Origin of the sequence: Vibrio sp. CUB2, assembly GCF_001557945.1 — a bacterium.
Classification (GTDB): domain Bacteria; phylum Pseudomonadota; class Gammaproteobacteria; order Enterobacterales; family Vibrionaceae; genus Vibrio; species Vibrio owensii.
Genome location: NZ_LNRB01000004.1, coordinates 178,940 through 198,652 on the forward strand (window position 1 = coordinate 178,940; position 19,713 = coordinate 198,652).

Here is a 19,713-nt window from a genome sequence, read left to right on the forward strand (position 1 = left end):
AAAATTATGGTGTTGATTCAAGGGTTGTTAATCGCGTTTTTCTTGTTTGCCAGTTCTATCAAAATCATCGGTTGGGTGAAGCCGATTTTTGAGCCTCAGCTCGCTTTCTTTCATAAATATGGACTGAACCGTGCCGCTATGTTTTTGGTTGGACTGGTTGAAGTAACGGGTGCAATTTTGATGTTAATTGGCTTGTTATCGACGAACAACTTGTTAAGTGCGATAGGTGCAAGTTTTATTGTTTTCACCTCAGTTGGTGCGATGTTTTTCCATTTTCGTTTTGATACTTGGAAAGATGCGATTCCGTCCATTGTGACGCTTTTATTATCACTTTTGGTGGCTTCGCCTTTGATTGAGTTTGTTGCGCTTATTTAAGACGAAATTATTGCAAGTAATGTTCTGAAATCTTTAGTAACATGTTTCAAATATTAACTGTTTCAAATAGTAATAGTTTCAAAACGTCACTTATTTCGAATTCAAGGAGGCTTGCAATGGAAAAACTAAGAGTAGCATTTGTTGGTCTGGGTGTGATGGGATACCCAATGGCTGGTTACCTAAGTAAAGCGGGCTTTGAAACCAAAGTATACAACCGCACAAAAGCGAAAGCCGACAAATGGGCTGAAGAATACCAAGGCGTGGCTTGTGAAACACCACGTGAAGCGGCAGAAGGCTGTGACATTGTTTTTACCTGTGTGGGTAATGATGATGACGTTCGTAGCGTTGTTTACGGTGAAGAAGGCATTCTGGTTGGCTTGAAAGCGGATGCCGTGTTAGTGGACCACACAACGACTTCTTCAGACCTAGCGGTTGAGCTGGCTGAAGCGTGTGTTAAGTACGGCAATCACTTCATTGATGCGCCAGTTTCTGGTGGTCAAGCGGGCGCAGAAAATGGTGTTCTAACCATCATGTGTGGTGGTGAACAAAGCATTTTTGATCGTGTGTCTCCGGCGATGGATGTGTACGCGAAGCAGATGACGCTACTGGGCGAAAACGGTCAGGGTCAACGTTGTAAGATGGTAAACCAAATCTGTATTGGTGGCGTTTTACAAGGGCTGAGTGAAGCTTTGTTGCTGGCACAAAAATCAGGCTTGGACATCGCTCAAGTTGTAGAAACGTTGAAGCACGGCGCTGCAGGTTCATGGCAGATGGAAAACCGCGCAAATACGATGGCGGAAGATAAGTTCGATTTTGGCTTCGCTATTGATTGGATGCGCAAAGACTTGGGTTTCTGTCTGCAAGAAGCAGAGCGAGTGGGTCTAGAGCTTCCACTGACTAAGAAAGTGGATGAGCAATACGCAGACCTTCAACGTGATGGTTTAGGTCGCATGGATACATCAGTACTGATCAAAGCGGTCGCTAAAAATCAGTAGTTGATGAATCAGTAATAGATAAACAGTTCTTTGGTATCAAAGAGCTTAAAGAAATCTAAGTTGATCATAATGAATCACCTTGAGCATTGGTTGTGGATAGTGATTAAGGATTAGTGATTTGAAATCAGGAGGTGCTGTTGGGCACCTCCTTTTTTATGTCTTTTAATCACACAGTGTGATGATTACCGCATTCGCTTACTTGTTTAAGCCTAGTGCAATCTCAAGACCTTTGCCGTACGCTTCGTCCGCTTGGTATGCGTGTTGAACGTGGCGTTGTTGGATGAACTCTGGCACACCGTCCATTGCACGAGCTGTGTTGTCGAACAGAGTTTGACGTTGCTCTTCGCTCATCAGGCGGAATAAGTCACCCGCTTGGCTGAAGTAGTCTTCGTCTACACGGTGATCGTAGTGATCAGCGTTGCCGTTGATGCGTAGAGGTGGCTCAGAGTAATCTGGTTGCTCTGCCCATTCTTGTTTGTAGTTTGGCTCGTAACCTAGTGTTGAACCAAAGTTGCCATCAACGCGCATTGCGCCATCGCGGTGGTAGCTGTGAACAGGGCAACGAGGTGCGTTCACTGGGATTTGATGATGGTTCACACCTAGACGGTAACGTTGAGCATCGCCGTAAGCAAACAAACGACCTTGTAGCATCTTATCTGGAGAGAAGCCGATACCAGGTACGACTGCTGCTGGGTTGAACGCTGATTGCTCAACTTCTGCGTAGAAGTTTTCTGGGTTACGGTTCAGTTCAAACTCACCAACTGGGATCAGTGGGTAGTCTTTTTGAGACCATACACGTGTTAGGTCGAATGGGTTGAAGTTGACTTCATCCGCTTCTAGCTCAGGCATGATCTGTACGTACATCTTCCATTTAGGGAAGTCTTGACGCTCAATCGCTTCGTAAAGGTCACGGTGGTGGCTTTCGCGGTCTTTACCTACGATTGCTTCTGCTTCTTGGTCAGTTAGATTTTTGATGCCTTGCTGAGTTTTGAAGTGGAATTTCACCCAGTAACGCTCGTTTTCTGCGTTGATGAAGCTGAATGTGTGGCTACCAAAACCATGCATATGACGGTAAGACGCAGGGATACCACGGTCACTCATTACGATAGTCACTTGGTGGAATGCTTCTGGTAGTGATGTCCAGAAATCCCAGTTGTTGGTAGAGCTACGCATGTTAGTGCGAGGGTCGCGTTTTACTGCGTGGTTTAGATCTGGGAATTTTAGTGGGTCACGTAGGAAGAATACTGGTGTGTTGTTACCAACCAAGTCCCAGTTACCTTCTTCAGTGTAGAATTTTAGTGCGAAACCACGGATGTCGCGTTCTGCGTCTGCTGCACCGCGCTCACCAGCTACAGTAGTGAAGCGAGCGAATAGTTCTGTTTTTTTGCCGATGTCAGAGAAGATTTTAGCGCGAGTGTATTTTGTGATGTCGTGCGTTACTGTGAACGTACCGTAAGCACCAGAACCTTTTGCGTGCATACGACGCTCAGGGATCACTTCGCGGTCAAAGTGTGCCAATTTTTCAAGGAACCAAACGTCTTGTAATAGTTGAGGGCCACGAGGACCTGCAGTCATAACGTTTTGGTTATGTGCGACAGGGCAACCTGCTGCTGTAGTCAATTTCTTGCTCATTTGAATTTCCTTGCAATAGTGATAATAAATCTTGTCTTTTGGATGAATCCGAAAGTTATGCGAGGAGAATAACGCTGCAATTGAGAAGAAAAAAACTGTTATTAGCAATCAGTGTGATAGGTATCACCTATGCTTTAAGTGTTTGTTAATTAATGGCTTTATGTCAATTAACATTATTTGTCGTGTGGATTATAAATGGCATTCAGGCATGTTTGGTGTGAATGATTTCTGTCTATTTCAAAGATTCCCGAAATAGACAGAAATTCTCAACGGTTTGAGAAGGTCTCAGCTCGATTAACCGAATTTCACTTCAAGTTCTTCTGCTTTAGTAAACGCAGGATGAGTCGCGAGCTGTGCACCATAACGTTGGATGTTTGGGAAGCGCTCAATGACGCCAAACTTGTTTAGGACATCGACGACAAAAGACATCATGAAATCCGCGCCTGTTAGTCGCTCTTCTACAAAGTAGGTTTTCCCTTCTAGGCTTTGATCAACGTAGCCCATGACTTTCATGGTTTCCGCATCGGCGTAGTCCGCAAGGAAATTGGTCTGTGCGCCATCTTTAGCAACAAACATTTTGAGCAGCAGGGGAACCATGGCTGAGCTCTCTGCAAAATGCAGCCATTGAATGTACTGCGTGTAAGCTTTGCTGCCACGCACTGGTGCAAAACGTCCATCTGCATACTTTTCAATTAAGTATTCAGTGATAGCACCAGACTCTGTAACGACCTCGTCGCCATCTTCCAATACAGGTGACTTGCCGAGTGGGTGAATGCTCTTGAGCTCAGGTGGCGCAAGGAAAGTGACGCTGTCACGAAGGTAAGGCACGATGTCATAATCCACTCCCAATTCTTCTAACAACCAAATGATGCGTTTTGAGCGAGACTGGTTTAAATGATGCAGTTTAATCATAGAAGAATCCTTTCTTATACAGGTTGATTGGTTTGAATAACAAGTTTGCCGAAGTTTTTGCCTTCCAGTAGACCGATGAATGCCTCTGGCGCGTTTTCTAAACCTTCTACTAGATGTTCGCGATAGTGGATTTTGCCTTCTGCTAGCCATTGGCTTACATCTTTGACGAAGTTTGTGTAGCTTTGCTCGTAGTGGTCAAAAATGATGAAGCCTTGCATCTTGATGCGTTTAACCAGAATGTTACCCATCAGCATCGACATACGATCTGGACCTTCTGGTAACGCTGTCGCGTTGTATTGAGAAATCAAACCACAAAGTGGTACGCGAGCGCCGACATTAAGCAGAGGCAATACCGCGTCAAAGACTTTACCGCCTACGTTTTCAAAGTAGACATCGATACCTTTGTCGCATGTTGCTGTTAGCTGCTCTGCAAAGTCATCTGCGGTGTGGTCAAGACATTCATCAAAGCCTAGGGTCTCTTTTGCGTACTGACACTTCTCTGCACCGCCTGCGACACCAATCACGCGGCAACCTTTTAGCTTACCGATTTGACCAACCATAGAACCAACCGCACCGGTTGCAGCTGCGACAACTAGAGTATCACCAGCTTTAGGCTGACCAATTTCCAATAAACCCACATAAGCGGTAAAGCCAGGCATACCAAGCACACCCAGGGCATAAGACGGATGTGTCGGCTCGCTGCCTAATTTAAACAGACCTTCGCCGTTAGATAGCGCGTAATCTTGCCAGCCTGTGTAAGCTACCACCCATTCGCCAGTTTGGAAGTCAGAGTTCTTCGATTCCACCACCTGACAAACGGTTCCGCCAACCATCACATCGTTTAGCTCTACCGGATCAGCGTAGGATTTGCCTTCATTCATACGGCCGCGCATATATGGGTCAAGAGACAGGTACACGCTACGTAAAAGCACTTCCCCTTCACTCGGGGTAGGGATGGCAGCCTGTTCTAAACGGAAGTTCTCTGGGACTGGCGAACCTTTTGGACGGTTAGCCAATACGATTTGACGGTTGAGCGTTTGGGTCATGGTAAGTTCCTATATTAATTATTAGACCAGTCGTCTAGTTTTGATTCCTAAAAAATCCGCCGTACTTTTTGGGTAAAGATAAGGCGGATTAAGTGTGGTTCGTTATTTGCCTTTTAGCATACTTTGAGTGCTCTCAAAGCTACGCATTAAACCGGAACGATCCTGATACAGTTTGTTGAGTAAGCTTGCGCCAATCCATTGATGGTAAATCAAGTGGGCTGTTTGTTCTGCTGACTCGACTTGGATAGAGCTGTCTTCAATGCCTGCTTGGACACAATCTTCGATGGCTTTCACCACTTGAGTGGCACCCGAAGCCAGTTTTACGCGCATTGCTTCTGAAAGATCAGAGACTTCAGCACTCAACTTCACGACCAAGCATTTGTTGGCGTTACATTGGCCATTTTCAATCGCCATCCAGCGCTCAAAATAGCTCAAAAGGCGGTCGCATCCAGAGCCTTCACTTTCAGTAAAGTGGGCTGTGATCATCTCAAGGTAGCGAGAGAAGTAATCTTCAATCAATGCCTCACCAAATTGCTCTTTCGACTTAAAGTAATGGTAGAAAGAGCCTTTCGGCACATCCGCTGCCTTTAAAAGTTCTGAGAGCCCAACGCTCGTAAAACCTTTGGTCACTACCAATTGGTAGCCGACATCGAGAATGTGTTGGCGTGTATCGTTCGTTTTTGCGTTCATGAGCAATACTATAAAAGCAATTAGACCAGTCGTCTAGTAAATTATGGTTCTTATTTGATCAGTTCGTATTCAATCACATACAGTTCATCGATATTCGGATAGATCTCGCGAATAAGCTCTTTCAGTTTTGGCAGTTCAATCGCTTCTTGTTCTGCGTGGAACTCGTTGATGTCATCAAACTTCAGTGGTGCCACTGATAGGATTTTGATGTCACACACCTTACGGTCTGTTTCTAGGGTGAACACTTCCACTTCAGTGTTTGGCACGTAGTGGCTTTCTGATTCATCACGAATCGTGATTGTCTTTTTACCCGCAGTGATAAGTGGTGTTAGGAATTCAAAGAAAGTGATTTTAGTTGGATGTGAAGACATAACCGATGCTCATATTAATGTAATAGGGCAAGAGTATATCTCGCCCTTTAAGAAAAATATCCAAAAAAGTGCTAACCGAGGAAACCTGCGCTGAGTTGCTATTTCGAGGAGCGTAGTCGGTAGTAGGTCTCAGTATGATTACCACTTTTTGCTTTAACGTTATTGGTCTTTCCCTGTTCATTTTTGACAGGGCTGAAGGTTAAAATTATGCCGAAAGCTTTGTTCTCGAACTCGTTTTCCGTCATTGGAATGAAAGTAAATGAAGGTTGACCTACCATCTGAGCTTTTAATGCCCCATCATCAATGAATACCTCTACTACCTTTTGGCCATCCAAGGCTTTGTATGTTCCAGTGAAGGCCTTAAGTTGCCCTTCATTCATTGTCATGTTTGGGCGGTCATAATCTGGCAGTTCAACCTTCTCATCAAAGTACAAACCGACAATATTTCTCACAATGTCGTCATAGGTTTCATGAAGTCCGTTGATTGAGATGACTATCGCAACATCTTGTTTGGGGAAGTACAACATTGACGAGCGATAACCTTCCAAGATGCCATCGTGTCCATAGCGCTCCAGCTGCGAGTATTCAGGGCTGTAAATACCAAAATACTTCTTCGTCATCATTTTCACTGTTTCGTTCGAAAGCAACTCACCTTGGAACAGTGCCCGAATAAACCGAGAAACATCGAGTGTTGTTGATGTAATGCTCGCCGCTGCACCTGTTACGGTTGGCGACCAGTGTGGTGTGATTGCCACCCATGCGTTGTTCCAGTAATAGAACGAAGTAATGTGAATATCGCACGCCTTGAGATCAAGACAATACTGAGTGTGCGTTAAGTTCAATGGTTGCGTGATTTGATCGCAGAGTACCTCGTCAAAGCTCTTTCCCGTCACTTTTTCAATGATATAGCCTAGCAAAAGGTAATTTGCGTTTGAGTATTCATATTGACTACCTGGCGGAAAGTTAGAGGGCAGCGCGGCCAATCTCGCAATCATTTGTGCTTGCGTTTGAGGTTTTGTGTAGTAACTCAGAAAGTCGGGTTCATCAATAAAGTTCACCAACCCAGAGCGGTGTTGGAGCAAATCTCTGATGCTGATGTGCTCAGCGTTGCTAATCTCAGGAAAGAAGTCGTTCAGTTTGGTGTTCAAACTAAGCTTATTTGCTTCAATTAACTGCATCACCATGGTCGCCGTCATGGTTTTGGAGATAGATGCTACTTTGTATGGGCTTGAGCTGTCTGCAGGAACATAACCACGGCTGGCTAATAAACCAATTTTACGGTTTGAGTAACCAGTTTGTTTGTCCAACACCACGTTACCTTTATCCAAAATAGTGAAGCTGCCCATGGCTTTGTTGTATGTGAAGAGATCGTCGATATAACTGTTGATGACAGTGAGTTTGCCTTCCTGTGCTTGTACTTGTGTTATGCACGAGAGCGTAGCAACTAAGGCAATAGCGGATTTGAATGCAATTCGAGAAAGTGTTCTTTTTAAAATCAAGGCGCTGTACAGAATGGAGAAAGGATAGAGAGAGTATAACGCCTGTGGAGGACAGGCGTGTAGTTTGTCGATTTAGAGTGGCGTGTACGCCGGAAAAATCACTGACTAGCAAAGAGTTTTATAAGTTTGGCACAGAAATAGCCCAAAATGATACCTATCCAGTTGGTGCTTAAATCATCAAAACTGAATGAGCGAGTTTCGATAAACAGCTGACTAAACTCTTCAAGAGAAACGATACACAGCAGAATAATCAGTAGGCGAATGCCAAACATATCTGCTTTTGTTGCTTTCACCCATTTAGGGAAGTTAAACACTGCAAGAAACCCAATCAATAGGCTAAAGGTGAAGTGTAACGTGCTCGAACCACCGACGTAGTTCTCCATGCTTTGATACATGTTATGGTCGATGTCTGAGCTCTTCCAAAGTGATAGAGACACGGTCAGTAGCAATACGCCAATAAAGCTAACTCTTGCAATCGTATTTGTCATGTTTACCCCACAGGAAAGAAGCCTAAGTAACGTTTCACAAAATACAGCGCGGCTAGATTTTGAATCGCTAAGCCAATAGCGATGGCCCAAGCAGCCCCCAGAACGCCATAGAATTGAGATAGAGCAATCAGCAGCAAGATTGAAACAACTCCAGACATGATAGTGATGTATTTCATCGTTTTTTCGTGCCCGCTCATGAGTAATAGGAAACCAACCGAGCCTGTTGCTACGTTGATTAATTGCCCTAAAGACAGTGCGATAAGGAGTGGGGCAGCAGCAACAAACTCTTTGCCAAATAACTGCATCACAAACTCAGGGAACAAGACACAAACAATCACCGGAATGGTTGCGGCTGCGATATTCGCACGACACGCAAGGCGGCTAAGATTACGTAATCGATCCATCTTGCCCTCTTTGTAGAGTGAGGCAAACATAGGCGCGACAACGAAGTTGATGGTGATGAGGACAAAGCCAATGAGCAATGATGTTCTCTGTGCTGCGGCAAGTAAGCCAAGCTCAGAAGTTGAGATGAAGAACCCTGCAATGACTAAGCTTCCCCACTGGACCAAATTGGTGAAGATACTTCCAATCCAGACTTGTTTGGCTGAATAGGAGAGTTTGCTGTTTGCTCTCGTTTTTCCATGTTGATATTCGCCAGAACGAACCCATTGAAGCGTCGACTGTAATGCAACAATCGCTGCTGCAATTAAGAGTAAGGCCATCAAAGTATCTGTGCTGATCAACAATGATGGTCTCGCAGCAATAATCAATAGCACCATAAGAAAGCTGACGCCCAATTGCAGTGCGATAAGAGATGAAATCATTCTCTTGCTTGCTTGTAGTACTCGACTGTTGGTTTGACCGATCACGAGGAGAGGAATAGCCGCAAGCGCGAATATAAGTGAGAAATCAGATACGTTAGTGGTGTTGAGTTGGCTTGGGAAGGTGATAAACGCCAAGTAAATAAGAGCACATGCGAGAAAGCTGAAAAAAAGGCTGCGTACTAAAGCAATCCGATAATTGTTACTTTGCTCACTCCTGTTTTGGCTTTTAAACGCAATGGCATTGAACTTAACCAAAGAAATATTGAAGCCCAATTGAGCAATAATGGCGACTAAGGAAACAAGGTTAAACAGATAAAAGAACTGACCCGCGGTGTTGGCGTCAGAGTATCTTGATACTACTAGGGTGAGTAAGAAAGCGAAGAAAGCGGCGAGGGCTTTGACTATCCCGGTCGCGGCACCGAGTGAGAAGAACTGCTTCTTTTCACTCGGTAAGTTTTGGAGCTTTTGACTAATGGATTGAAGCATAGAAAACCTTAGTTATAGATGCTGTTTAACGCCAAACGTTGCTTCTCTTCACTGAACGCTTCGTTGAGCCCAATCGTGTACGGATGAAAGTCAATTTCATGGTAGTGGTTGATGCAATGAGTCAACTGCTTCGCCATGTCATGAGGACTTTGCGCTAAGAACGGATAATTCAGGTCTTTCGTTGCGCCGATAGAACGAATAACCATAGGTAAATGCATTTTTGCTGCTTCAAGGATGGTGAGTGGCATTCCTTCCCAAGCGGCGGTATGCAAATACAAATCTGAGTTTTTCAGTAAGCTCACGACTTCATTACGTGGAATCATCCCTGTTACTGTTATCCCATGACTACGCAACTGATCTTCGAGTTCTGTATCACCTCCGCCAATCCAAGTGATATCGAACTCGCGTGTTAGGTCGGATTGTTTGATATGACTTAACGTGTCGAGCAGGAATTGCGGATCTTTTTGTGGGGCGACCCGGCCAAGTACTACAAGTTTTAAGCTGGATAGCGTTTCGCTTTTTGGTCGTTCGTTACTCTCGTAAGTCACGTAGTTATTGAGCAACTCTGCTCGTTTTGCACCAATGCTGACAGCCAAATCGCACTCACGCTGACTGCAACCTGCGACAACATCAATCTTGTTCATTTGGACTTTTTCTAACGTCTTATATACGTGGCGAGCAAAACCGGAGATATCTTCACGCTCAAATGCATAGCAATGTGGTGTGTAGATTAAACGTGCTCCACCGAGCTTTAAAAAGCGCCCTAAGAAGCCAGCTTTACTCGAATGCAAATGAACAATGTCTGGCTTTAATTCACTGATAAAGGCGTTCGCATCTTTCATAAATTGTAATAAGCCACCTTCGACCCATTTCGTATGTTGGAAGACATGATTACTGGATTCGTTCGTCATATCATTTGAGCGTGCACGGGCGAGCAATGAGTGCTCGAAAGGTTCAGAACGTGACGAATGGACGTAGCTATAAAGTGCCGTTTGAACCCCGCCACCAAAGGCTTCGGTAATGTGCAATACTTTTTTCATGCTGACTTTGTCCCTGGTGTTTGCTTCCACTTATTTTTGAAAGCTTCACGCTCTTGTTCTGAGTAAACATGGCGATAAAGAGGGAGGTCATACATGTAAAAAAGCTTGGAAAAGTCGTAGTGTTCTTTGAAGTACTGGTGGATGTTGGAATACCACTTGTTCTTTGCTTCATTACTGTTTTTAAGAATGAAGTCATCGAGTTGAAGAAACTCACCAATCTCTTGATCGAGTGAGCTCAGTTGTTCACATTTGATCAAGATAACGCTCGCTTGATCGTTATTAAACGTATAGAAAGGTTGTGTGTTATCCAGTTCTTGGCGTAACACATCAATGTTGAAGTTGCGCTTAAGTTCGTTATCAAACCAGTTAGCGAAGTAATTCAGGTTGATGTAGTTATCGAAGCAATGCTCCAAGTGTTTGTAGGTCACATCCATATCGCGATGAATCGCGTCATTTTTCTTACCTTCAATAAACTGAAGATGTAAGTCTTGGAAAAATCGAGAGAAAACGGTCGCGATAGGATCTCGAACGAGTGTGACGATTTTAATGTGTTCACGTTTTTGCAAGATGCGTTTACGCTTGTTTAAGACTAAGCGATACATGGTGCGATTCTTAAAATCAAAGAACTTACTTACATCCTTTTTGTTGTGATACATGTGAAATTCTTCATGATCATCAAAGGTATGGATGTGGTAACTCGGTATTTTTCTTTCACCTAACGTGTGCTCAATAGACGAAGAACCTACTTTGCCCATTTGATAAACCAATACGAAATTGTCGGCTTGAAGTTCTCGGTTTTTTTCAAATTGTCGAGAGATTGAATATTTCATTTATCCTATCCTTGATAACTATAAGTTCGTTGTTCCGCGGCGTTTATTGATTGTTTGTTATTGGCGGAATTGGTAATTCAGATTGATGGTGATGATCAGTTTGTTTTTGCTGTTCTGTCTGAAGACTATGATGCCGTTTTTTGCCCATCATGACGGGTAGTAAAAGTATTAAAATGATGGTGGTGTTGACGGCAACGAAAAACACCATAATCAGCGCATAGATGGAAAGTAATAGGCTTTTTCTGTTTTCTTTCAATGTGTTGAAGCAAAACTTCATAAATAAGAAATAACCACCAAACAACAAAGCGATACCAAGCAAACCGTATTCGATTGAAGTGTCGAGAATGAAGTTATGGGTGTAAATCGCGAGTTCATCGTAATTGAAGTAGTTGATCATATAGTTAGGTAGCATCTTTGCCCCAACGCCTAAAATAGGGTGTTGAAGTAAGATGTCTAAGCCATTTGCTAGCAGCAATTTACGGTGTAAATTGGAGATCCAACGAGCTTCACTTTGATTCGCAAACAGGATGTCTTCTTGGGTTATTTCAAGCTTGTCTGCGAACTGATCAAAGCCAAAATAAAGGGTGGTAGAGACGGTTGCCAAGACAATTAAAGCGCTCGCGATTAATACTGTCCATGTATAAGTCTCGCTAATAGTCTGGCGTATTAGCCTTTTAATCACCAATTGATCAACGAAGACTAACAAACAGAAACCGAGTAGTGCTTTTCTCTCTTGTGAGAGTAGAAGAAGAGCAAAAGCAAACAGCATTAAGAAAGGGAATGCTCTAATTCGGTCACGATACAAATAGAGTAGGGAACAGAGTACGCCGAAAGCATACTTACTTACGCCAAGTAGCTTAAAACCGCTGTGGTAACCTTGTGCGAAGTGCCATGCTGCTACTAGAGAGCAAATCAGTACAAGACAATAGGTGAGGTATACCATCACCCGTTCATCATCAAATACTCCATAGGCGAACAACACACCTAATAAACTGAGGATCGCTATCCACTGTACCGTCTCGGTAATCAACGGTAGTAGGGGGACACGGTTGAGCAGGCCATTGATAAATACATAGCTGGTAAACAGCAGTGCGAAGCCGAGGCAAGGGTGAAAGAGCTTATGCGCCTTACCTTCAATCACCACAAGCGCTGCTAATCCTAATGACAGCAAACTCGCAATATCAGATGGTGCTAATGCAACTCCACCTGCTCTAACTTTTACTGGAACAAAGAAAAGAGCCAGAGTTATCGCCGCCAGTAGCGCGATACGGTTACTTGCTGGCGCAAAGTTGTTGGTAAATGCCATAGTATCCATCTCGGAACTTGTCGATAGTGTAGAGCTTGGCGCGATTCACTGAATATTCGCTTGCTTGTTGGTAAAGCTCTGCGGTGTTACATAGCTGCGTGAGCTTCTCGGCTAGTTGGTCTGGTTGGCCGACTTTGAACAGGTAAGTATCGCTACCCATGACTTCATCTAGCCCAGGCACATCAGAAGAGAGAACAGGCAAACCAGCAGCCATGGCTTCAACCGCGGCTAAACCGAAGCCTTCCACATGTGAAGACTGAACATATACGTCCATATCAGACAAGAAGGCGGGAATGTCCGAGACAACACCATGGAAGTGAACGTGCTGAGTAATATTGAGCTCTCGGCTTAGAGATTCGAGTTCACTTCGCTTAACGCCATCCCCCGCTAAGTGGAGATGGTAGTGTGAGGGGAGTTGGGCAACGGCGCGAATCAGCGTTTCATGGTCTTTGTGTTCATGCAGACGACCCACCATTCCGATGTTGATCGTCGATTTGCTCGTAAGTTGACTGCCTGACTTTACCGTAAGAGGAAAGCGAGCTAAATCCACACCGTTATGCACGACACGGTATTTATGTTCAAAATGCGGCATGAACTTAACCAGCTCTTCTTGTACTTTTTCACTGATGCTCACTGTAAGGTTATGGCCGCGATACAGCAGGAATTCCATAAACTTAAACAATGGGTAGTCACGACGGCGATTATATGAGCAATGCTCGGTCTGAATTCGCTTTTTACCCACAGCGAGTAATGCGAGGTAGATTGATGGGTATAAATGCCCATGCACGAGATCTGGCCAGCGCAACAAAGTCCATTTCTCTTTGAGGGAGAGGGTTTGCCAGTTAAAGCATTCAATGTTCTTGGAAGTGAGTTGCTCTAAATAATCGTTGTCATCACAGAGCACGAGAACTTTGATCTCATACTCAGATGTGTGCTCCATAACCAAATCAACGAGAAACTTTTGAGCACCGCCGTTCTTAGATAGATCATTGATAATGTGAAGTATTTTAGTTTTCATGACTTGGCCGCTAGATACTTTTGTTTGAACTTTTCAATTTCAGGCGCGGTAAAGAAATGCCTAGTCAGCGTTGACGAAAGCATTTCTTCAACAAACTCGGATTTTGGCTGGTATGAGCTTTTAAACTCTTTAATCAATGGCGAATACCATTTGTTGTCGGCTTGGTTTTCGTGAACGACGGTGATGTCTTGTTGCAGGAAATCACTAATAGCCTGTTGTGATTGATCGAGCTTATCGATACGAATCACCATGAGTGAGAAGTTACGATTTTGATAGGTTTGATAACCAAGCTCTTGATCGAAAGGCTGAGCGAAAACATCGATGCCTGTCAGTGCTTTGATTTCATTATCAAACCACTGGAGCGGATATTGGTGGTTTACGTGTTCTTCAAACGCTTCATGAAGCAATTGAGGACGCTCGGAACGCACGGCACTGTCGTCTTTCAGGTACTTATCCGCCATCCAAAACGGCAGTGATTGAAAGAACATGGAGATGTTTCGACCCACCGGCTCTCTAACTAGGGAGATAATACGTACCTGCTGTTTACGCTTAAGCATATTGACCATGATGGCTCGCTTCAAAATGCGTTTCACATGGTTCGTGATGGGTTTATGCAGCTGAGCTCGAACGGGTGAAATCTGTTTCCCAGCTTCAATTGACATCAAATCGTGCAGGTGAAGCGAATTTGGGATCGACTTTTCCAATGCGCTAGAGCCCACTTTGCCCATTTGATAAATGAGTACCGGTTCTGCTTGGCTTTTGAGGAGCTGATACCACTGCATACTTTGATTAGTAGGCGTATTTTTGGACATAAAGCGCTTCTCCTTCCTTAGATTTTGTTTGAGTGATCAGAACGCCAAGTGATGGTATTGAGTGTTGAATTTGCTTAGATAACGCTACGTTAACCAGTGATGCTTTGGTGGATTCAGAGCGAATGACCGTAATCAGCCCGTTGGCTTTTTGGCCAAGGATTAACGCGTCGCTCACTGAAAGCAGTGGTGGGGTGTCGATGATGATGCGGTCGTATTTACTCTTGAGGTATTCAAGGAGCTTTTCGAACCGCTCGGAAGCTAATAACTCTTGCGGGTTTGGTGGAATAATGCCTGCCGGCAACACATCCAAGTTCGCTTCGTCACTACGAACAATACACTCACTCAAAGGCGTATCCATGGTGAGGATATTGGTCAGTCCCGGGTTTGATTCAGGAAGATTGAATCGCTTAGCCAATGATGGTCTGCGTAAGTCGCAATCAATAAGTAGCACCTTCTCCATCGTCGAGAAAGAGACGGCCATATTGATGCTGGTGGATGTTTTGCCTTCTTCCGGTATAGCAGAAGTAAAGGGCAATACTTTTTGTTTCGTGTTGGTCAATCTCAGCAATAGTGAGGTTCGAACCGAGCGACAAGCTTCACTAAAGAGCTTTTCATCCTGATCTAAGTATGCTGAATAAGTCACTCCACCTTGTTTTAAGCTGCGCTTTTTCACCTTTGGAATAGTGCCAAGGCAAGTGACTCCAAGTTTGTCTTGTACATCCGATGAGGTGCGAATCACTTCTCGTAATGTTTCCAAGATGATCACAAGCGCACACGCGATAGCGAAACCAAAGAGGGTCGCAATCAGGACTAACTTCATGCGTTGAGGCGCAATAGGGAAGAGTGGCACGATTGCAGGATCGGTAAATCGCGCCGTAACGTTTTTGTAATCGCTGGTCGCGTTCGTCTCTTTTTCGCGGTTTAAGAATGCTTCGTACAAGTCTTTGTTTGATTCCACTTCGCGCTTGAGTTGCTCGTAGCGCGCTTTTTGTGAGCCCAACATTTGGAAGTCAGACTTCTTGCTGTCTAGTTCTGCTCGTAATAGATCTTCTTGTGACTTAGCAGCGAGTAAGTCTTGTTGTTTACTAAAGGAAATTTCGCGAATCAGTCGCTGCGTTCTTGCTTGAATCGAAGCTAATTGTGCTTTCGCTTGAATCATACGATCGTGTTTTGGACCGTATCGTTGAGAGAGTTCAGAGACGTTTTTGGCCGCTTGGGCTTCTGAAAGCTTTAAATCACGGATCTGTGCTTGGTTGGCAAATTCGTCGATCGACAATAGGCTATCTAAGTCTTGAGATGACTTACGTTTTAGCAATTCAATCAGAGTTTGGGCTTCGATACGTTTATTGACTGCGGCGTTCAATTTACGGTTGAGTTCTTCGAGTTCATTGGCGTAAATATCATCAATGCCATTAATATCGATGAGTCCTTCCTGCATCAAGAAGTCTTGTAAAGCTTGTTCAGAAGCTCTTAATCGTTCTTCGAGCTTCTGTGAGTTATTGGTTAACCAAGTCGCTGCATTTTGTGTCACAACGAGCTTTGCTTCGAAGTTAGCGTCGATATAAGCCTGACCAACGGCGTTTGCGATGGTTGTCGCTAATTGAGGGTCAGTCGAGCGGAAACGAATTCTCACCAACTGAGTATTGCGTACAGGCTCAATCTCAAGCTTTCTCTTGAAGGTTTGGAGTGCTTGATAATAAGGCTTAGTGTGTTGCGAGGTTTCCTTTGGATTCGGTGCAACATGAAGTAAGTCCTGTACAAATGGGATGGCTTTTACTTCATCTATTTTCTGCTTTAAGCCGCTGGCACTGGTGAACTCGGGATGCTTGGTTAAGTTCAACTGTGTGATCACTTTGTCTGCGATATGGTTTGATTTCAGGATCGCAATTTGAGTTTGGAAGTACTCTTTTTTGGTCGTATCTACACCGTAAACTTCTTCTATCGAAAGGGCGCTTTTCTGCTCTTCTTGGATAAGAAGGGTTGCCGTGGCTTGGTATACCGACTTCTTAGAATAGATATACCAAGTACAGGTCAAAGAAAAAATGATGGTGAAAGCGAGGATGCTCAACCAGTTTTTTTTGAGTGTTCTAAAGTGATGCCCAAAACGAATCAACTCGACGTGATTCGAAGAAGGGTGAGTAGAATGAGTTCCGTTCATTGAATTGCCTGTCATTAGAAGAAGCTCTGATCGATAAATACAATGTCGCCAGGTTCTACAGAGCGCTGCATGCTGACGCTTTCCACGGTTTTACCCGTGTTGTGTTGGGTTAGGTTAATGCTTTTGCGAGAGGCTCTATCGGTTAGGCCACCGGCAAGGGCGATAGCTTTCTCTATGGTTAAGCCGGGCTGATATTCAAATCCGCCAGGTTTTCTCACTTCGCCATTGACGTAGAAAAGTCGAAAACTATTGATGGTTACCATTACCTTTGGGTTGATCAGGTAGTCGCCTTTTAATCCCGTTTCTATTTCGTATTTAAGCTGTTTAGGGGTTTTGTTGATGGCCTTGATGCGTCCAAGGTATGGGTAATCAAAATAGCCGTCTGAAGTGATCAGAATGTTCTTTATGGAAAGATCTTCCTCACCGTAAACTTGAACCGAAATTGTGTCACCAGTGTCGAGTAAGTAATCTTGCTCATTGGCACTGGCAAAAGAAGGTGTGCTAAGAAGCACAAGTACCAAGCCAAATAACGTTGCTAGTAAGTTCATTCACATTCCTTGTTACAAAGAGAATCGAGCACTAAGGGACCAAACGTTTTGGTCAAAGCTGTAGCCTTGCCAGTTGGAGCTCTTATCTTGGTAGCGCCAATCGGCTTGAAGTAAAACCCATCGTTTGATTTGGTAATCGAGCCCTGCAGAGAGGGCATAGCGGTCTTCTTTACGAGTGACACCGGTATAGTCATCCTCTTGATAAAGCGCACCTAAGCGTGTCGTGAGATAACTATTCCAATCGTGCTTGAGGTTTAACTGATAGCGAGTTTGTAAGTCGTAATCACCATCTTGATCTGGACTCACTGCGGCTTGAGTGGTTTTGAGCGTAATCAACGAGTGCTCTTGAGGTAGCCACTCTAATCCGATGTCCCAACTGAAGCCGTTAAAGGTCTCGCGTTGATGGCTGTCAAAGTCTTTAATTTGATAACCTAAACGGGCGATACCTTTGGTTTTCCCTGTGACTTCCCACTGTGCACCGGTGTAGTAGAAACCAGAGTAACTGTCTTTTGATGGCACTGAAGGATTGTCTGAAAGGTAATCGGTGCTCATTTGTTGAGTACCAACCAACCAATATGTTCTTGGTGTTGCTCGAAGATAAAACTCTAAGTGCGCGTTTGGGGCGCGAAAGTCGTTGTATTTGGTCTTGGCGTCAGGTTTTCCCGGCAAGCCATCACGGTAGTTTTGGTAAGTTTTGTCTCGATAGCCAACACCCAATTCCAGCCTACCTTTTGAGCCTTCAGAGCCAAATACATAGTTTGTTCTCACGTCGTTGCGATGAAACTCAACGGGTTCGTTTAATAAGCTGCCTTGCCCTTCGGTAAAGTCCTCCCCTTTTTCTTCATGCTGCGCACGAAACTGATAGTCAACCACTAGACGATTGCGATGGTTGAACTCGAAAAAGTTGGTAAATTGAAAGGTGTGGTCGTCGTAGTCATTCTGATCATCGGAAGAGAAACCGGCACTCAGCTTGTACAGGATGTTTGCTCGATATTGATTACGTTCAATTTTAGCCAGCAGGGCTGGCTCTACGCCCCAAATGTTGACTGATTCGATGTTCTCTCCACGATCGGCCTTGTTGATGTTGTCATCACCTTCGTAGAACACGCCTAAGGTCGGGATGAACTCAATCCCAGAATCCGTTTTATACGCCATTGGGTCAGCGTTCGCAGAAAGCGAAGCCAAAGCAATCGACACAAAACCGGCCGCTTTTGTCATGTTGATGAACTTAGTACGCATTGGAACCAGTAAACCCTTTGAAAATCGTAAGAAAGATGATCTTGATGTCCATCCAAACTGACCAGTGATGGATGTAGTCCAAGTCGAACTCGACGCGTTTTTCCATCTTGTCGAGCGTGTCTGTTTCACCACGATAGCCATTGATTTGCGCCCAGCCAGTGATGCCCGGTTTTACTTTGTGGCGAAGCATGTATCGGTCGACAATCTGACGGTACTCTTCGTTGTGCGAAACCGCATGAGGACGTGGGCCTACGATGGACATCGTGCCTTGAAGAACGTTGATAAACTGCGGTAACTCATCAAGAGAAGTTCGGCGAAGAAACCCACCGAAAGGCGTGATACGTGGGTCATTCTTGGTGGCTTGTTTAACGTCGCTGCCTTGTTCCATCGTGGTCATTGAGCGAAATTTCCAGACCTCGATTTTTCTTCCATCCAAACCGTAGCGGAATTGTTTGAAGATCACCGGACCTTTAGAGGTCGCTTTTATGCCGATAGAAATGGCGAGCAAAATCGGAGAGATAAGTAGCAAGATGATGCTAGATAAGATGATGTCTTCTAATCTTTTTACCCATGATGAGATACCTGCAAATGGCGTATCAAATACACTCAAGGTTTGAACTTGGCCGATTTGATCCCAGCGCGAATGCAGTAAGTTGTAAGTGAAAAAATCAGGGATGAGATAGGTATTAGCAGTGGTATCCGAGAACTGATTCAGAAACAGTGCAATACGTTCATTCGCATGCATTGGCATCGCGATGTAGACGTAATCGACTTCGCCACGCTTTGCTCTTTCAAGTGCTAGCCCAACGTTGCCTTTGATTGGGTACTCTGACTCAGGTAAACGCTCTTTCGATCGCTCGTCATAGAAACCATCAAACAACACACCATGCTCTGCATGGTTCTTTAATTCGTTGGCAAGGGTGAGGCCATGCGGTGTTTGACCTATGATGATGGCGGTACGTGTGTTGTATCCGAGCTTTCTCATGTAAGCCAGCGCGACTCGAAATAGCGTGCGCCATGAGAGGAGAAGTACAGGCGTAATCAATAACCAAGTCGCAAGAATATAACGTTCAAATAGAGTATGGACGTGCGAGAAATAGAGAACCATAAATAAGAATGCGCAAGTCACAAGCCATGAGACACAAACAATGAAGACTTGGTCTTTGAATGAGCTGGTTCGCCAAGAACGGTAGAGCTTGCCACTTTCAGCAATGATGAAGAAAGTCACGCTGCTGACGAAAGACAGAATAACGTAGTCCTTTTCAATCGACGTATTGGCGTCATTCAGAATTAAAAACAGCATGAATGAGACAATGACTGCAAGGTCGGTGAGGCGATAGAGAAATGCAAATTCCACCTCATGAGAACGAATAAGTCCTTTATGTTTCATATCCTAATTTCCTTTTCGGTACGTTACCTTTCCTCAGCGACCGAACTCGATAGT

At 44.4% G+C, this 19,713-nt stretch carries 19 protein-coding genes; 2 read left to right on the forward strand and 17 right to left on the reverse strand.

Going from position 1 to position 19,713, the window contains the following annotated elements:
* Positions 1–6: 6 nt before the first annotated feature.
* Together ATB78_RS07730 and ATB78_RS07735 are read left to right on the forward strand one after the other, a co-directional pair.
* Positions 7–375: a DoxX family protein gene (locus ATB78_RS07730; protein ID WP_042600115.1), complete on the forward strand. Its 369-nt coding sequence runs from the start codon at positions 7–9 to the stop codon at positions 373–375.
* A 116-nt stretch (positions 376–491) separates the two neighbouring features.
* Entirely contained in the window at positions 492–1,370 is an 879-nt protein-coding gene (locus ATB78_RS07735) for an NAD(P)-dependent oxidoreductase (protein WP_061008297.1), read from the forward strand.
* A gap of 195 nt (positions 1,371–1,565) precedes the next feature.
* Here the strand turns inward: ATB78_RS07735 and ATB78_RS07740 are convergent, their stop codons facing one another.
* The 17 genes from ATB78_RS07740 to ATB78_RS07820 form a co-directional block, all read right to left on the reverse strand.
* On the reverse strand, positions 1,566–3,002 hold the full coding sequence (locus ATB78_RS07740; RefSeq protein ID WP_009704876.1) for a catalase: 1,437 nt from the start codon (positions 3,000–3,002) through the stop codon (positions 1,566–1,568).
* A gap of 294 nt (positions 3,003–3,296) precedes the next feature.
* The gene (locus ATB78_RS07745; RefSeq protein WP_061008298.1) at positions 3,297–3,914 is read right to left on the reverse strand and encodes a glutathione S-transferase family protein; all 618 of its coding nucleotides are present in this window, start codon (positions 3,912–3,914) and stop codon (positions 3,297–3,299) included.
* 14 nt (positions 3,915–3,928) lie between these two features.
* Positions 3,929–4,960 carry an NADP-dependent oxidoreductase gene (locus ATB78_RS07750; RefSeq protein WP_061008299.1) on the reverse strand — a complete coding sequence of 344 codons (1,032 nt, stop codon included), beginning with the start codon at positions 4,958–4,960 and terminating at the stop codon, positions 3,929–3,931.
* Positions 4,961–5,062: 102 nt separating this feature from the next.
* On the reverse strand, positions 5,063–5,650 hold the full coding sequence (locus ATB78_RS07755; RefSeq protein ID WP_061008300.1) for a TetR/AcrR family transcriptional regulator: 588 nt from the start codon (positions 5,648–5,650) through the stop codon (positions 5,063–5,065).
* 50 nt (positions 5,651–5,700) lie between these two features.
* Positions 5,701–6,021 (reverse strand): N(4)-acetylcytidine aminohydrolase, encoded by a 321-nt coding sequence (yqfB, locus tag ATB78_RS07760; RefSeq protein WP_005432046.1) that lies wholly within the window; start codon positions 6,019–6,021, stop codon positions 5,701–5,703.
* Between the two features lie 98 nt (positions 6,022–6,119).
* Positions 6,120–7,520 carry a serine hydrolase domain-containing protein gene (locus ATB78_RS07765; RefSeq protein WP_061008301.1) on the reverse strand — a complete coding sequence of 467 codons (1,401 nt, stop codon included), beginning with the start codon at positions 7,518–7,520 and terminating at the stop codon, positions 6,120–6,122.
* 98 nt (positions 7,521–7,618) lie between these two features.
* The gene (locus ATB78_RS07770) at positions 7,619–8,008 is read right to left on the reverse strand and encodes a VanZ family protein (protein WP_033006403.1); all 390 of its coding nucleotides are present in this window, start codon (positions 8,006–8,008) and stop codon (positions 7,619–7,621) included.
* A 2-nt stretch (positions 8,009–8,010) separates the two neighbouring features.
* On the reverse strand, positions 8,011–9,318 hold the full coding sequence (locus tag ATB78_RS07775; protein WP_061008302.1) for an oligosaccharide flippase family protein: 1,308 nt from the start codon (positions 9,316–9,318) through the stop codon (positions 8,011–8,013).
* An 8-nt stretch (positions 9,319–9,326) separates the two neighbouring features.
* Complete coding sequence (locus tag ATB78_RS07780) at positions 9,327–10,358, reverse strand: glycosyltransferase (protein WP_061008303.1); 1,032 nt, start codon at positions 10,356–10,358, stop codon at positions 9,327–9,329.
* Entirely contained in the window at positions 10,355–11,188 is an 834-nt protein-coding gene (locus ATB78_RS07785) for a putative capsular polysaccharide synthesis family protein (RefSeq protein WP_005441181.1), read from the reverse strand. The genes ATB78_RS07780 and ATB78_RS07785 overlap by 4 nt, the downstream gene beginning before the upstream one ends.
* A 43-nt stretch (positions 11,189–11,231) precedes the next feature.
* Positions 11,232–12,494: an O-antigen ligase family protein gene (locus tag ATB78_RS07790; protein ID WP_061008304.1), complete on the reverse strand. Its 1,263-nt coding sequence runs from the start codon at positions 12,492–12,494 to the stop codon at positions 11,232–11,234.
* Positions 12,460–13,512 (reverse strand): glycosyltransferase, encoded by a 1,053-nt coding sequence (locus tag ATB78_RS07795; RefSeq protein ID WP_061008305.1) that lies wholly within the window; start codon positions 13,510–13,512, stop codon positions 12,460–12,462. Before ATB78_RS07795 ends, ATB78_RS07790 begins: the two co-directional genes overlap by 35 nt.
* A complete protein-coding gene (locus tag ATB78_RS07800) occupies positions 13,509–14,324 on the reverse strand; it encodes a putative capsular polysaccharide synthesis family protein (RefSeq protein WP_061008306.1) in 816 nt (271 codons plus the stop codon). Before ATB78_RS07800 ends, ATB78_RS07795 begins: the two co-directional genes overlap by 4 nt.
* Positions 14,302–16,497: a polysaccharide biosynthesis tyrosine autokinase gene (locus ATB78_RS07805; protein ID WP_061008307.1), complete on the reverse strand. Its 2,196-nt coding sequence runs from the start codon at positions 16,495–16,497 to the stop codon at positions 14,302–14,304. The genes ATB78_RS07800 and ATB78_RS07805 overlap by 23 nt, the downstream gene beginning before the upstream one ends.
* Positions 16,497–17,030, reverse strand: coding sequence for a polysaccharide biosynthesis/export family protein (locus tag ATB78_RS07810; RefSeq protein WP_005441171.1), 534 nt, complete (start codon positions 17,028–17,030; stop codon positions 16,497–16,499). The genes ATB78_RS07805 and ATB78_RS07810 overlap by 1 nt, the downstream gene beginning before the upstream one ends.
* A 12-nt stretch (positions 17,031–17,042) precedes the next feature.
* Positions 17,043–18,269 carry an outer membrane beta-barrel protein gene (locus tag ATB78_RS07815; RefSeq protein WP_061008308.1) on the reverse strand — a complete coding sequence of 409 codons (1,227 nt, stop codon included), beginning with the start codon at positions 18,267–18,269 and terminating at the stop codon, positions 17,043–17,045.
* Positions 18,259–19,659: an undecaprenyl-phosphate glucose phosphotransferase gene (locus ATB78_RS07820; protein ID WP_039985258.1), complete on the reverse strand. Its 1,401-nt coding sequence runs from the start codon at positions 19,657–19,659 to the stop codon at positions 18,259–18,261. The genes ATB78_RS07815 and ATB78_RS07820 overlap by 11 nt, the downstream gene beginning before the upstream one ends.
* Positions 19,660–19,713 lie beyond the last annotated feature (54 nt).

What these genes read in the sequence shown, in the direction of transcription:
- ATB78_RS07815 (WP_061008308.1), bottom strand. Translation starts at nt 18,269, where the DNA reads ATGCGTACTAAGTTCATCAACATGACAAAAGCGGCCGGTTTTGTGTCG.
- ATB78_RS07810 (WP_005441171.1), bottom strand. Translation starts at nt 17,030, where the DNA reads ATGAACTTACTAGCAACGTTATTTGGCTTGGTACTTGTGCTTCTTAGC.
- ATB78_RS07805 (WP_061008307.1), bottom strand. Translation starts at nt 16,497, where the DNA reads ATGACAGGCAATTCAATGAACGGAACTCATTCTACTCACCCTTCTTCG.
- ATB78_RS07735 (WP_061008297.1), top strand. Translation starts at nt 492, where the DNA reads ATGGAAAAACTAAGAGTAGCATTTGTTGGTCTGGGTGTGATGGGATAC.
- ATB78_RS07750 (WP_061008299.1), bottom strand. Translation starts at nt 4,960, where the DNA reads ATGACCCAAACGCTCAACCGTCAAATCGTATTGGCTAACCGTCCAAAA.
- ATB78_RS07740 (WP_009704876.1), bottom strand. Translation starts at nt 3,002, where the DNA reads ATGAGCAAGAAATTGACTACAGCAGCAGGTTGCCCTGTCGCACATAAC.
- ATB78_RS07775 (WP_061008302.1), bottom strand. Translation starts at nt 9,318, where the DNA reads ATGCTTCAATCCATTAGTCAAAAGCTCCAAAACTTACCGAGTGAAAAG.
- ATB78_RS07795 (WP_061008305.1), bottom strand. Translation starts at nt 13,512, where the DNA reads ATGAAAACTAAAATACTTCACATTATCAATGATCTATCTAAGAACGGC.
- ATB78_RS07780 (WP_061008303.1), bottom strand. Translation starts at nt 10,358, where the DNA reads ATGAAAAAAGTATTGCACATTACCGAAGCCTTTGGTGGCGGGGTTCAA.
- ATB78_RS07730 (WP_042600115.1), top strand. Translation starts at nt 7, where the DNA reads ATGGTGTTGATTCAAGGGTTGTTAATCGCGTTTTTCTTGTTTGCCAGT.
- ATB78_RS07800 (WP_061008306.1), bottom strand. Translation starts at nt 14,324, where the DNA reads ATGTCCAAAAATACGCCTACTAATCAAAGTATGCAGTGGTATCAGCTC.
- ATB78_RS07790 (WP_061008304.1), bottom strand. Translation starts at nt 12,494, where the DNA reads ATGGCATTTACCAACAACTTTGCGCCAGCAAGTAACCGTATCGCGCTA.
- ATB78_RS07770 (WP_033006403.1), bottom strand. Translation starts at nt 8,008, where the DNA reads ATGACAAATACGATTGCAAGAGTTAGCTTTATTGGCGTATTGCTACTG.
- ATB78_RS07745 (WP_061008298.1), bottom strand. Translation starts at nt 3,914, where the DNA reads ATGATTAAACTGCATCATTTAAACCAGTCTCGCTCAAAACGCATCATT.
- ATB78_RS07785 (WP_005441181.1), bottom strand. Translation starts at nt 11,188, where the DNA reads ATGAAATATTCAATCTCTCGACAATTTGAAAAAAACCGAGAACTTCAA.
- ATB78_RS07820 (WP_039985258.1), bottom strand. Translation starts at nt 19,659, where the DNA reads ATGAAACATAAAGGACTTATTCGTTCTCATGAGGTGGAATTTGCATTT.
- ATB78_RS07755 (WP_061008300.1), bottom strand. Translation starts at nt 5,650, where the DNA reads ATGAACGCAAAAACGAACGATACACGCCAACACATTCTCGATGTCGGC.
- yqfB (WP_005432046.1), bottom strand. Translation starts at nt 6,021, where the DNA reads ATGTCTTCACATCCAACTAAAATCACTTTCTTTGAATTCCTAACACCA.